This is a genomic window from Variovorax sp. 10N432, assembly GCF_056394465.1.
The window spans coordinates 1-13,020 of record NZ_JBFTHX010000072.1 but is presented as its reverse complement, the minus strand read 5'-3'; the positions used below and the strand labels follow the sequence as shown (position 1 = coordinate 13,020).

The 13,020-nt window shown below is 66.2% G+C and carries 9 protein-coding genes and 1 pseudogene; 5 read left to right on the top strand and 5 right to left on the bottom strand.

The window, feature by feature from the left end:
• Positions 1–111 precede the first annotated feature (111 nt).
• Positions 112–3,561, bottom strand: coding sequence for a CheR family methyltransferase (locus AC1DF3_RS35545; protein ID WP_478142591.1), 3,450 nt, complete (start codon positions 3,559–3,561; stop codon positions 112–114).
• A 210-nt stretch (positions 3,562–3,771) separates the two neighbouring features.
• On the opposite strand from AC1DF3_RS35545, the pseudogene AC1DF3_RS35540 reads away from it, so the two are divergent.
• Positions 3,772–3,968: pseudogene (locus tag AC1DF3_RS35540) on the top strand (IS630 family transposase); the annotation flags it as partial.
• A 114-nt stretch (positions 3,969–4,082) separates the two neighbouring features.
• On the opposite strand, the gene AC1DF3_RS35535 reads toward AC1DF3_RS35540, so the two are convergent.
• The 4 genes from AC1DF3_RS35535 to AC1DF3_RS35520 all read right to left on the bottom strand — a co-directional run bounded on the left by AC1DF3_RS35535 (position 4,083) and on the right by AC1DF3_RS35520 (position 7,593).
• Positions 4,083–4,232, bottom strand: coding sequence for a hypothetical protein (locus AC1DF3_RS35535; RefSeq protein WP_478142590.1), 150 nt, complete (start codon positions 4,230–4,232; stop codon positions 4,083–4,085).
• Positions 4,233–4,298: 66 nt separating this feature from the next.
• Positions 4,299–6,098: a tannase/feruloyl esterase family alpha/beta hydrolase gene (locus AC1DF3_RS35530; protein WP_478142589.1), complete on the bottom strand. Its 1,800-nt coding sequence runs from the start codon at positions 6,096–6,098 to the stop codon at positions 4,299–4,301.
• A gap of 642 nt (positions 6,099–6,740) precedes the next feature.
• Positions 6,741–7,142, bottom strand: coding sequence for an Hsp20/alpha crystallin family protein (locus tag AC1DF3_RS35525; RefSeq protein WP_478142588.1), 402 nt, complete (start codon positions 7,140–7,142; stop codon positions 6,741–6,743).
• Positions 7,143–7,155: 13 nt separating this feature from the next.
• The gene (locus AC1DF3_RS35520) at positions 7,156–7,593 is read right to left on the bottom strand and encodes an Hsp20/alpha crystallin family protein (RefSeq protein ID WP_478142587.1); all 438 of its coding nucleotides are present in this window, start codon (positions 7,591–7,593) and stop codon (positions 7,156–7,158) included.
• Positions 7,594–8,171: 578 nt separating this feature from the next.
• On the opposite strand from AC1DF3_RS35520, the gene AC1DF3_RS35515 reads away from it, so the two are divergent.
• The 4 genes from AC1DF3_RS35515 to AC1DF3_RS35500 all read left to right on the top strand — a co-directional run.
• Positions 8,172–9,236: a glycosyltransferase family 4 protein gene (locus AC1DF3_RS35515; protein ID WP_478142586.1), complete on the top strand. Its 1,065-nt coding sequence runs from the start codon at positions 8,172–8,174 to the stop codon at positions 9,234–9,236.
• A 12-nt stretch (positions 9,237–9,248) separates the two neighbouring features.
• Positions 9,249–11,399, top strand: coding sequence for an amylo-alpha-1,6-glucosidase (locus tag AC1DF3_RS35510; protein WP_478142585.1), 2,151 nt, complete (start codon positions 9,249–9,251; stop codon positions 11,397–11,399).
• Between the two features lie 413 nt (positions 11,400–11,812).
• Entirely contained in the window at positions 11,813–12,118 is a 306-nt protein-coding gene (locus AC1DF3_RS35505) for a hypothetical protein (RefSeq protein ID WP_478142584.1), read from the top strand.
• 639 nt (positions 12,119–12,757) lie between these two features.
• A partial coding sequence (locus AC1DF3_RS35500) for an NAD(P)H-hydrate dehydratase (RefSeq protein WP_478142583.1) occupies positions 12,758–13,020 on the top strand: 263 nt, incomplete at its 3' end.

The following is a 13,020-nucleotide window of genomic DNA, read 5'->3' as shown; positions in this document are numbered from 1 at the left end:
CCGCAGGACCTTGCCAATCATGGCCATGGTGATCAATCCTCATTCCCCCACCGCTTAAAAAAGCAGCAGGGTAGGCTGAACACCCGGGTCAAATTTGAACCGGCACAACCCTCACAGGTGGGTCAATTTTCGGCCGGCGCCAACACTCACCAGATTCCAGAAAATCTGCTCGACCCGCACCACGTCCGCGAAGATGGTCAGATCCTCGGCCTCCATCAGGAGGGACAGTTGCTTCGCCTGGGCCTCCTTGCGCAGCGCTTCCGTGATCCGCTCGACGATCGGTCGCCACTTCACTGGCGAACGGCTCAGCGTCAGTTTGCCGGTCTGCAAGCGCGAGAGGTCGAGCAGGTCATCAATGATCTGGGCCTGGGCATGGACGGTCCGGCGGATTGTGTCAACCGCTCGCGAGAGCCGAGGTGCGCCTTTCACCTCGGGCGATCGCCCGATCAGCTCGGTGCTCACCATGATCAGGTTGAGCGGGTTCTTGAGTTCATGCGACATCACGGCCAGGAACTCGTTTCGCAGGGCGTGCGCGGCCTCGAGCTGCACCCGGACGTGCTTTTCAGCCTCGAGCAGCTCCTCTCGCTGGCGCTCCAGCAGCCGGCGCTCGGTCAGATCGCGCGCGATCTTGGCGTAGCCCTGGACATCGCCTTCGACCAGCGGGGTGGTGATGCCGCTGCAATAGAAGCGGCTGCCATCTTTGCGGAGATGCCAGCGTTCGTCGAGCGCACGACCATGTTCGCGTGCGCTCTGCAGTTCCTGCTCGGGCACGCCAGCGGCGCGGTCCTCCGGCACGAACAGGCGACTGAAATGCTCCCCTTGTATTTCTTCTCCGGTGTAGCCGAACATGAATTCGGCACCTTTGTTCCAGCCGGTAACGCAGGCGTCTGCGTCGAGCGTGATGACAGCGAAATCCTTGGTGCTTTCCGCCACCAAGCGCAGGCGCTCGTCCCGCGCGCGCAGCTGCTCCTGCGCCGCACGACGCTCGGTCACGTCGATGAAGTTGAGCACCGCGCCGTCGATACGATCCTCGGCGGTGCGATAGGCCGAGATGCGCATGAGGTACCAGCGTCCATCGACAGACGCCAACTCGCGCTCCACCGGTTGCAGCGTTGCCAGCACATGCATGATGTCCTCTGCGAAGCTCCCCCCGTAGTCCAGCCGATGGGTGAGATCGGTCATTGGGCGCCCGATGTCCCCCCCAAGGATGTTGAAAACCATCGCGCTCAGCGGCGTGAAGCCCTTGATGCGCATGCGCCGATCGACGAACACCGTGGCGATGTTCATCGAGGTGATCAGGTTGTTCAGGTCGTCGTTGATCTTGGCCGTTTCCTCGACCTTGTGCTTGAGTTCGAAGTTGACCGTCGTCAGCTCCTCGTTGACCGATTGGAGCTCTTCCTTGCTGGTCTCGAGCTCTTCCGTCGCTGAGCGAAGCTCCTCGTTCATCGACTGCAACTCCTCGTTGGAGGCACGAAGTGCCTCGCTGGAGCTGGCCGATTCGCCGACTTTGCCAGTCAGTTCGCGTTGCAGCCGCATCACCTCCTGCTCCAGAACGGCGTAGGCGGGATCCGCGCCGGCGCAGTCTGTGGCATCGGCGTGACCTGCTTCCGCGTCGGCCTCCGGCTGCAGTGCCAGGTCGACCTCGTCGAAGGCGATCAGCATGTAGCCTCCGCCGTCCGGTCCCGCACTGCCGCGCACGGTCATCTGGACGACAATGCGGCCCTGTTCTCCTCCGATTGCGACCGGCTTGGCGGCCACGCGCCGGCCGGACCGGCCCGCGTACAGGATGGCTGGGCGAAGCGCGGACGCCAGCTCAGGCAGCAGGACCTCGAGCAGGTCCTGAGAGGGAACACCCGCCGCATGGCGCAAGTATCGCGAGGCGCCCGCACTGGTGTGCAGAATCTTGTGGTGTGCATCGGTGACCAGGGTGGCGCGGTTGGCATCCTCGACGAGGCGCTGATGTAAATGCGCGAGAGACGGCAATACCGGCGCCCCTGGGCGCTCTATCCCGGCGCCGCCACCAGCCCGCAGGGGCAAGAGATCGCCGCGAGGCAATCGGACGGGGTTGGCCCTGTAAATCCGATTCTTCTTGTCGACGGAACTGAAGTGGTCGCTCAGCAATTCCGCGGATTCGGCGCCGCCCAAGAACAGCAAACCTCCAGGGTTCAGCGCGAAATGGAACATCTCGAGCACCTCGGCTTGCAGGCGGCGCTCGAAGTAGATCAGAAGGTTGCGGCAGACGATCAGGTCGAGCCGAGAAAAGGGCGGGTCGCGCAGGACGTTGTGTCTGGCGAAGAGAATCTGCTCCCGCACGGCCTTGCTGATCCGGTAGGCCCCTGCCTCGTCTTGGAAGAACTGCCGAAGTCGTTCCGGCGATACGTCGGCAGCGATGGCCTCCGGATAGACGCCAGCGCGCGCCACTGCCAGGGCGCGGTCGTCAACGTCGGAAGCGAAAATCTGGATCGAAGGCTGAGGAATCCCTTGCGGGGCGCTTTCGTTCAGCAACATCGCCAGGGAGTAGGCCTCCTCGCCGGTCGCGCATCCCACCGCCCATGCACGCAGCGGTGCGCTGGGAGCCAGCCGTCTGAAGAGCCCGGCCGCGAGCTCTTGCCGCAGGGCTTCGAAGCACTCCGGATCACGGAAAAAGCTGGTCACGCTGATCAGCATGTCCTGCAGCAGCTCAGTGGCTTCCTGCGGATGGCTCTCCAGGTAATCGCGATAGGCCACCAGATTCTGCTGGCGGGTGACCTGCATGCGGCGCTCTACCCGGCGCAGCACGGTCCCGCGCTTGTAGTCCTTGAAGTTGTTGCCGGTACGATTCGCCAGGATCACGATCACTTCGTCCAGCGCGACCTCGGCACGCGCGAGCGTCGCCTCCGGTGTATCCTGGACCCGCAGGCCGATATTGCTGGCATCTGGCAGATCCATCTCCTGGGCGTTCTTCCAGAGTTCGATCAGCTTCGCCGGAATGTCGGCTGCAGGCATCGCGAAATCGACCCGCCCCGTGGCAATTGCGGCCTGCGGCATGCCTGCGTATTCGGCCTCATGCGGCGCCTGCGCAATTGAAACGCCGCCTTGCGCCTTGATTTCGCCCAAGCCGAGCGCGCCGTCACTCCCCGTGCCGGAGAGGATCACCGCGATCGCACGTTCCCGATGCGCCTGAGCCAGCGTCCGGAAGAACAGGTCGATGGCCACCGGACGGCTTCGCGGGCGCTCCTGCGTCTCGACGACCAGCTTGCCGTCGTCCATCGCCAAGTGAAGGGCGGGGGCAATGACGTAGACGTGATTGACCTGGATAGCCTCTGTCTCATTCACCTGCTTCACGGGCATGCATGTGGTCCGCTGAAGGATCGCCGCAGCGTGGCTTTCGTGTTCAGGCGATAGGTGCAACACGACGACGAATGCCATCCCGGGCGCCTCAGGCAGATGCTCGAACAGCTGCAGAGCCGCGGCCATGCCGCCCGCGGACGCGCCAATGCCGACCACAGGAAATTGCAGCGAGGAACGCCTGGCGTCTGAGCCATCGTCCCGGTCGCCGTCGCTATTCGCGTCTTGATTCATAGTGTCCTGGCCCGCAATTATGCGCGGGTCGTGACCGCTCTACTTGCTCCTTGGCCGCGACGGCGCGCGATCCAGGTCGCTCAGCTTGCCGACGCGCAGTTGCCCAGGGCGACGGCCTGCGGGGCAGAGCCTCGGATCCGGCCCCCGGGCGTAGGGGTGGTAGGAAGCAACGTAGCAATCCAGCCTTGACGCTGGAATCCGGCGCGGTGCACCTACTCATCGTGGCTCGCCCAGGTCGAACTGTGGTTCGCCAAGATCAAGCGCGATGTGATCGCGCGCGGCGCCTTCACCTCGGTGCCCGATCTCAGAAAGCTCATGCGGTGAAATGGAAGTACTTCGACCCAACACCGCGAGCCACTCCCGATTCAATCGTTACGGTCCCTTCACGATGGATGGCCGTCCCGTGAGGGCGTCCTCGCGAGGCGCCCGGCCTTATTGATCCGGCGTAAGAGGCAACCTGACGTGATCACGAAGGGCTTGCGCCGCATGCGCCTCGCTACGGAACTGGACCCTGGCCATCCTCAACGGCGCTTGAAGTACTGCACTTCCCGCTCGTGCTGGCGGGCCTCTTCGAGCGTGTCGAAGGTCCCGAGATTGCGGCGCTTGCCAGTCTTCGCGTCGGTCTTTCGGGAGTAGAGGCGGTATTGACCGGAGGCCAGTTTGCGGATCATGAGATTCTCCTGAAGTAGCGCGAAGTTCCTGGATGCAGCGCCGCCGCCATCTGGGCGGGCGTGCCTTCATGTGCAGTTGTAGGACGCCGCGAGCAGCGGGTCCGAGCCCACGAACACCGCCTTTGTAGGGTGCATGCAGATCGGGCGTGAGGTCGAGCTCGGGTTGGTCGTGGTCACAGGCGACGCGATATCGAGGCGACTCGGCGGCTGGTCCTGTTCCACCCACGTTGTGAGCGCCAGGTAGAGTTGGTCGATGGTCGGCAACGGCGGATTCGCATCCGGGTTGGCCGTGCCGTTCGAGAACCCGTGGGCCATGCCCGGGACCAGGAAGAGCCGGTAGAAATTCCTCACGACGGTGTCGCCGCCCATCTTCGCGGTGAGGCGGTTGTAGTAGTTGAGCGTCCCCTGGGGCGGGATGAGCGTATCCGCGAGCCCGTGGTAGACGAGCATCTTGCCGCCTCGCGCCGCGAACTCGGCCAGGTTGTTGTCGTCCGTGTTGATGTTGGCGAACGAAGCCTGGAGCGCCACGCCCCGGTCGTAGGCATTGGAGAGGTCAAGGTACGAAAGCGTCGTCCAGCGGTCCGCCCCATTGCGGGTGGCGTTGATGAAGTTGGTCGATGCATAGCTCGCGTCCTGCAACTCCAGCGCTACCATGTCGCTCGCAATAGTGAAGGGCCTCGCGCCGCCGAGGCCACCGATGTTGGTGCCGCGCGTCAGGCCATACCAGCGCTGTGCGCCTTGCGGTTCGAGCGCGGTTCCGTTGTCGGCCGAAGGCGAGGGCACGGAGCCGTCGGCCGTCTGTCCGTACCAGATCTTGTTCATGGCCACCGCCTGCGCCTGCGTGACGCAATCGCCGGAGGGCGCGTTGCCGCCGCTGTTGGCACAGATCACGTTCAGGTCCTGCGTCGGGTCGTAGCGGCACTGCAAGGGGTCGGGGATGTAGCCCATGTGCCTGTTGCCGACCGCATCGCAGGCCGTGATCGCCGCCTTGCCCAGCAGGGTCGCCTGCCCGGTGGTCAGGGGCACGCCGCCGAGGTCGCGCTGGTAGACGATCTGCGGATAGAGCTCGGCCGTGATGAACTTCGTCCAGTTGATCGCCGGGGCACCCGCCAGGATGCCGTCGAAGTCGCCAGGATTCGCCTGCGCTTCCATATGGCCCTGCCGGCCCCCGGTCGAGAAACCGTTCCAGTACGCGCGCTTGGCCGCGGTTCCATAGTAGGCCAATGTCAGCGCCTTGGTCTTGACGGCCATCTCATGAATGCCCCGCTGCGCGAAGTCGTTCCAGAGGGCGGCGTTGATCGACCCATCCGGATTCATAGCGAACGAGCCGCCGTTGGCCGTGTTCGCATGGCCGGTGTCCGTGCTGGCCGAGACGGCGCCTTCGACCATCGCGGTGGTGGCCGGCGCGCCCGCCGTGCCGCCCGTGGTGCCCGCGAGCGTCGTGAGCGAGGTCTGGGCGCCGCCGGCCCAGCCGCCGCCGCCCTTCACGTGGATCCGCCGGTTCCATTTGCTCTCGCTGGGAAGCCAGACCTCGATGCCGATGCCTTGGGAAGTCGACGGAGCGTCCGCCGGTCCCGGATTGCCGGGCCCCACCAGGAGCTTGACCACGCACACGTCGCTGCTCGCCACCGGTGTGTCGGGGCTGGGCGAGCCGGACAAAAGCAGCGGGTCGCCGGTCTTGAACGACTTGACCAGCAGGACCCGGGTAAGCGCCGGCGTGAAACGGGTCTTCATCGTCTCGTCGCAGTTCAGCTTGGCCTGGCCCGGATTGGGCAGGGGAATGAAGCCGCCGCCGTGCCCACCGCCGCCGCCGCCGCAGGCGGCGATTCCCCCAGCAACGACGATGGCAGCCAGCAGTTCCGCCAATCTGGCCGTGGTGATCGTTCGAGTTTGGACGCCCCGAGATGTGCAAGATGTGCGCATGGAAGTCTCCCAGTCTCCGAGGCCCGGTCGACGTGCCAAGCGCCGGATGAAAACCATGCGTCGCGCCTTTGGCGCGGGACGTAGGAAAAACCCGAGCAGCGTAGGCCTCCGATTGCCTACACCGGCAGCTCCACTGCGCCGACCCCATCGTCGCCCGCCTGATGGTCGCCGTGATCCACGGGGCGCCGCTGGACCTTATGGCTATGAAGGCCAAGACCGGCCAACTGGCGTTGCCGCACGAGACCTGGATGCCCAAAATCGCTGGCGGTCACGGGCGAACAAGCCGGCTGCGACAACCCCGTCGATGATGGAGGGCTTTGGTGCAGGGCCCCAAGACCACAGCTGGACGAAGATTCGTCAGCTCAAGCTGCACCTGCAGGTCGCCACCGGATGGGTTCGAGACGTCAGCCGAGGAACTGAAGGCGTCGAACGAGGAAGTGCAGGACATCAACGAGGAACTGCGCTCGGCGACCGAGGAACTGGAGACCAGCAAGGAGCCGCATCGTAGCCCTCAAAACCTCTATGCTGCCGCCCGCAATACCGGGCCTAGCCTAGGCCGCGGATCGCGCCCGCCCTTCGACGCACTCAGTTCACCTGCACGTTGATCCGCCTCGGCTGTGCGTGCTCGGCCTTGGGAATGCGCAACTTGAGCACCCCCTGCGCGAGTTCCGCCGAGATCTTCTCCGTGTCGAGCTCCTTGCTGAGCGTGAAGGTCCGGTGGAACCGGCCCAGGCCGACCTCGGTATGGCTCGATTGCAGCCCCTCGGGGACGGACAGGTCGATCTCGCCTTCGATCGTCAGCACGTCGGATTCGACGTTCAGGTGCAGCTTGTCGCGCGGCACGCCGGGCAGGTCGGCATAGAGCGTGATGCCCGAGCTGTCTTCGATCACGTCCACGGGTGGCGTCAGGGTCGCGTCGGTGAAGCGACGTTCGTCCGACCGGGCCGGAACGTTGGAAGATTCACTGGTCTTCTGGATGTCGTTCATGGTCGTTCTCCTTCTACTGGACGGCGATGCGCCGCGGCTGGGCCGAGGCCCGACGCTGGACAGTGACATGCACGACGCCATCCCGCGCCTTGGCCTGTACGGAATCGGGGTCAGCGTCGTCGGGCAGGCTCAGCACACGGCGAAAGGCACCGTCGAAGCGTTCGTTGATGTGCAGGGTCTCCTTGGCTCCGGGAGGCGGCTCGGCGCTCTTGCGCTGGCCGGCGATGGTGAGGATGCCGCGGTCGAGATGAATCTCGAGCGTTGCGCGTTCCACCCCAGGGGCCAAGGCGTAGATCTCGACCGTCTTGGCCGTGCTGCCGACGTTGAGGGCGGGAAAGCCGCTGCGGCCGAAGCCGCGGATCGTGGGAGAGGGATCGAAGGCCTGCTGCATCTCGCGGTGCAGGCGATCCATCTCCGCGAACATGTCGCGGGGGAACAGGGATCGGTACATGGCGAAAACCTCCATTCAGGGTTGAACGGCGCGCCGGAGCGTCTCCAGCGCTTCGTGTACCGAAACTAGGAGCTGCCCCACCAACTTCAAGAGCGTCTGACGCAGCGAGTTTGGGTGCACCAAGCTGTATGCCAGCGCATGCCTGCCCCAGATGGCCCGCATCGCGGTAGCCCGCGGCATCGACAACGCATCCTCGGGTGGGCGCCCAAAGTGTGCCCTCGAATAGGATTGCTTCGGCGCATCGGTGTGTTCCGTTCGATAGATTTGGGCTGGCGGGGCGATCACTTTTAAGTGGTGGACCCGGCGGCGGTGGCGGCGGCCCGTGACAGCCGTCGGCGCTTCCTCAAGGACGCGTACGAGCGATTCGAGGATTCGGGCATCAGACAGGCGGTCAGGTGCGCCAGTTGCCGCGAGGACAGGCCTTGCCACTTCCGCCCGCAGGGGGCGGCCGTTTCAGTGGCTGCGCGTCGTACGATGTCAACCGACAATCTGACGGGGCTCCAGCCGTCCACGGCTTTCATCGGCGACATTGAATAATGTCCATGGCCGCCTTGATGGCAGGCCGCCGGAGAGAGACGATGAAGATCGCTCAAGTCGCGCCGCTGTACGAAGCCGTTCCACCCCGCCTCTATGGCGGCACAGAGCGGGTGGTGGCCCACCTGACGAATGCGCTGGTGGAACAGGGCCACGACGTCACCCTGTTCGCCGCAGGCGACATGCGCACCCGGGCCACGCCGGTCTTCACGCGCCGCCAGGCCCTGCGACTGGACGAGGCGCCGCTGAAGTCCGATCTGGCGAGTCATCTGTCGATGCTGCACGAGGTCCGGCGGCTCGCCAACGCCTTCGACGTCGTGCACTTCCACATCGACATGCTGCACTTCCCGCTGTTCGAGCACGTCGCCGCCAAGACCTTGACAACCCTCCACGGCCGGCTGGATATTGCCGATCTGTCGGATACCTATCGCCGCTGGAGAGAGTTCCCCTTGGTCTCGATTTCCAACCATCAGCGGCTGCCGATGCCCGAGGCCCACTGGCGCGCCACCGTGTACCACGGGATCGATCCGCTCGACCTGCCTTTCACGCGCGTACCCAGGGGCGACTACCTCGCCTTCCTGGGCCGCATTTCGCCGGAAAAGCGGCCGGATCGCGCGATCGAGATCGCCAAGGCGGCGGGCGTGCCGCTGCGCCTGGCGGCCAAGGTCGATGCCGTGGACCAGGACTATTTCGAACGTGTCGTCCGGCCGCTGCTGGACCACCCCCTGGTGAACTACATCGGCGAGATCGGCGATGCCCAGAAGGGCGACTTTCTCGGCAACGCACGCGCACTGCTGTTTCCCATCGACTGGCCCGAGCCTTTCGGGCTGGTGATGATCGAGGCGATGGCCTGCGGCACACCGGTCATCGCCTGGCGCTGCGGCGCGGTGCCCGAAGTCGTCGATGACGCAGTCACGGGCTGGGTGGTCGACGACCTCGACCAGGCCGTGGCCGCGGTCGACACCGTGCGGCGGCTGCCGCGGGACGCGGTCCGTGCGGTCTTCGAGAAGCGCTTCACGGCCCAGGCCATGGCCGCCCGCTATGCGCAGCTCTACTGGCAGATCGTGAGCGGCAGCCGCGGGTCGGCGCGCGAAGGCATCGCCGCCTGAGCGGGAAGCGCCGTGGACACCCCCGATCCCGCCACCGCACGCGAGGACGAGTGGCCGGCGCCGCCGGTGCGCTCGGGGCAGCGGCTGTTCGTCCTCAAGGAGGGCGACACCTTCCTCGTGGCCGATGCCTTCGGCGACGTCACGGGGGAGGGCGACGGCCTGTTCCACGACGACACGCGCTGGCTGTCGACCTTCAGGCTGCTGATGGACGGGCGCCAGCCGGCTCTGCTGTCGAGCGCCGTGAGCCAGGACAACGCCTTCTTCACGGCCAACATGACCAACCATCCTCTGCCGCCCCTGGGCGAGAGCTCGATGCCCCAGGGGGTGATCCATCTGGAGCGCCGCCGCTTCCTGTGGCAGGACCGGGTGCACGAGCGCATTACGCTGGTCAACTACGGGGATGCAGCGGCGCGGGTCCCGCTCACCCTGCTGTTCGGCGCCGACTTCCGCGACATGTTCGAGGTCCGCGGCCAACAGCGCCCTCAGCGCGGAGAACTGGCCGCCGGGGCGCTCGGCGAACGCCAGGTCGCGTTGCGCTACCGCGGCCTCGACGCGGTCTGGCGCAGCGTCGTCCTGTCCTTCTCGGAGGTGCCGGCCCGCTTGGGCGAAGGTCACGCGACCTTCGACGTCGCCCTGGACGGCCGTGCGCGCTGGACGCTCCATGTCGAAGTCGGCGAGGCCCATGCCGAGCCGTCGCCCACGCGCTTTCGGGAGGCCGCGACGCGCGTCCGCTGGAGTCTGCGCATCCACCGGCGCCGCGGCGCTCGGGTGCGCGCGTCCGGGCGCCTGTTCCAAGCCTGGATCGACAAGTCCGAGGCCGACCTGGCCCTGCTCACCACGGAGCTCGACACCGGGCCCTATCCGTATGCCGGCATCCCGTGGTTCTCGACCCCCTTCGGCCGCGATGCGGTGGTCACCGCTCTGCAGACCCTGTGGCTCGATCCGGCGCTCGCGCGCGGCGTGCTCGCCTTCCTCGCCGCCCACCAGGCGAGCGAGACCTCCTCCTTCCACGACGCAGAGCCGGGCAAGATCATGCACGAGACCCGCAAGGGTGAGATGGCCGCGGTCAAGGAGCTGCCGTTCGGCCAGTACTACGGTGGCGTCGACACCACCCCGCTGTTCGTGATGCTGGCGACCGCCTATGCCGAACGCACCGGCGACATGGACTTCATCGCGAGCATCTGGGAGGCGCTGCTCGCGGCGACGGAATGGATCGAAAGCAATGCCCGGCGCCACGGCGGCTTCGTCAGTTATGCGCGGGGCGAACTGACCGGCCTGGCCAACCAGGGCTGGAAGGACAGCCACGACTCGGTGTTCCACGCCGACGGCCGACCGGCCGAAGGCCCGATCGCGCTGGTGGAAGTGCAGGGCTATGCGTTCGCCGCGCTGCGCGGGATGGGCATGCTGTCACGCGCCCGGCGCCAGTTCGCGCGGGCCCGCGAGTGGGAGGCCGAGGCGGCCGCGATGGCGGCCCGCGTCGAGCGCTGCTTCTGGCTGCCGGAGCTGCAGACCTATGCCCTGGCCCTGGACGGCCAGCAGCAGCCGTGCCGGGTGCGGGCCTCCAACGCCGGGCACCTGCTGTTCTCGGGCTTGCCGTCGCCCGAGCGCGGACGGCTGGTCGTGCAGCAGCTGCGCTCGGCGTCTTCTGACAGCGGCTGGGGCGTGCGCACCTTGCCGTCGGACATGGCGCGCTACAACCCGATGTCCTACCACAACGGGTCCGTGTGGCCACACGACGTCGCGCTGTGCGCCGCGGGCATGGCGCGCTATGGCGAGCGCGACGGCGTCGTCCAGTTGCTCGGCGACATGTTCGAAGCGGCCGTGCATTTCGGGCTTCGCCTGCCCGAGCTGTTCTGCGGCTTCGAGCGCGCGCCCGGCGAGGCGCCGGTGGCCTATCCGGTCGCCTGCCTGCCCCAGGCCTGGGCGGCGGGCTCGGTGTTCATGCTGTTGCAGGCCTGTCTGGGCGTGAGCGTCGAGGCAGCCCGCCACCGGGTGCGCGTGACCCATCCCCGCCTGCCCCGCGGGATCGAGGCCATCCACATCGCCGGACTGCAGGTGGGCGAGAGCCGCTTCGACCTCAATGTGCGGCGCTATGGCGAAGACGTCGTGGCCTTCGCCCAGAAAGACCCTGGCAGCGCCGCGCGGGTCGAAATGCAGCTTTGAATAGCCCTCCTTGTCCCCATAGGACCCCGCTGCTAGTTTGAGGCTCCTGCCGTCTGCCGCTCCGAGACCCCGGCCACGAGCAGTCCAATTGGCCGAGGCCTTGACTGCTATCGTAGGCCTCGTTCTGGGCCAATCCCACGTATGGTGTGGGTGTCATTTTCGGATGGAGAAGCTGCTGGGATGAGTGATCGTTTTGCTGACCTGCCTGTCTGGACTGGCGTGAGCGGCGCTGATCGCTTTCCTCTTGTTCGCACGCTAGGGGCCCGGTCAGCCTCGGCCTTCATGTGAGACAGCGAGCCGGGCCCGCGACCGCGCATGTCGGTCAAGACTGTCAAGACGTTTGTCGACATTCCGATGGAGCCCAGACTTTCACGATTTAAACTCCCTACAGGTTTCGACTCTGAGGAGCCGCCATGCCACTGGAACTACTTCAGGCGCTCGCGGATGATGAGTTGCCGATGGAGCTTTTCTTGACACCCGAGGTTCAGGACAAGCTCCGGATCCTCCACGATGCTGGCCACATCATCTGTAGTTTCCCACCCGCGGAGATGGCTCATCTAAAGCCTGTGCGCGTCCACATGGTGACGCCGCTGGGCCGAAAGGCGCTCAGGTATTTCGGCCCTGAGCGAGCGCGCCTCAAAGACGACGGTTCGTCGGCACTTCCGGATCGGTCGAGCGCGTTGGAATACTTGCTACGAACCACCCAGGCCCATGTCTAGAACAGGCGGCGCGCCGCGGACTCTGTCGCGGCGCGTTGATCATCGTTTTCCAACATCGCGCACGGCTTCGGCACTGTCGCCCACTGCACGCACCGCTAGCACGCGGGCATGGGGGCGAGGAGGGTGGGAACTGTAGCTGATCTCGTCAACCTCCTCGCGCCGCTGCGCGAAGCAGCCACTCCCGTCACCACCGCACCCGATGTGTCGTCTGCGGCAAAGCCCTGAGCGCCCTATGGCTGCGACCGGATTTCGTCCGAAGCGACTGACACCCGCCACCTTGGCCCATTGGCCTGTGCCCAAGCCGGGCGAGGACGCGGACAAGGAGGATCGCGGCCATGTGCTGATCGTCGCGGGCAGCGTGGAAATGCCGGACGCTGCGCTGCTGGCGGCAGTGGCGGCGTTGCGGGCGGGCGCAGGCAAGCTCACGATCGCGGCGCCGGCAGGAATCGCGCTCGGCCTTGCGTTCGCCGTCCCCGAAGCCGCGCGTCGTCGGCCTTCCACAGGCCCGCAGCGGCGCTCTTCTGGCGCGCGGCGGCGATTCGCTCACTACGGTCGCGGGGCAGGTCCGTGCGCTGGTCGTGGGGCCCGGCATGCAGCACGAACGCTCGATCGTGGGCCTGGTCCGCGCGTGGTCCGCGCGTGGTCCGCGCGCTGATGCCGCTCTTCCGCCACGCGACGGTGGTGCTGGACGCGTTGGCCATGTCAGTCGTGCGCAAGGGCGAGCTTGACCAGCCGGTGGTGATGACGCCGCACGCCGGCGAAATGGCCTACCTCAGTGGACAGAGCAAGGAGGCTGTCTGCGAAGACCCGGTCGCGGCGGCGCGCGACGCTGCAAGCCGCTGGAACGCGTGCGTGGCGTTGAAGGGCGGCAGCACGGTCATTGCCTCGCCGGACGGTGCTGC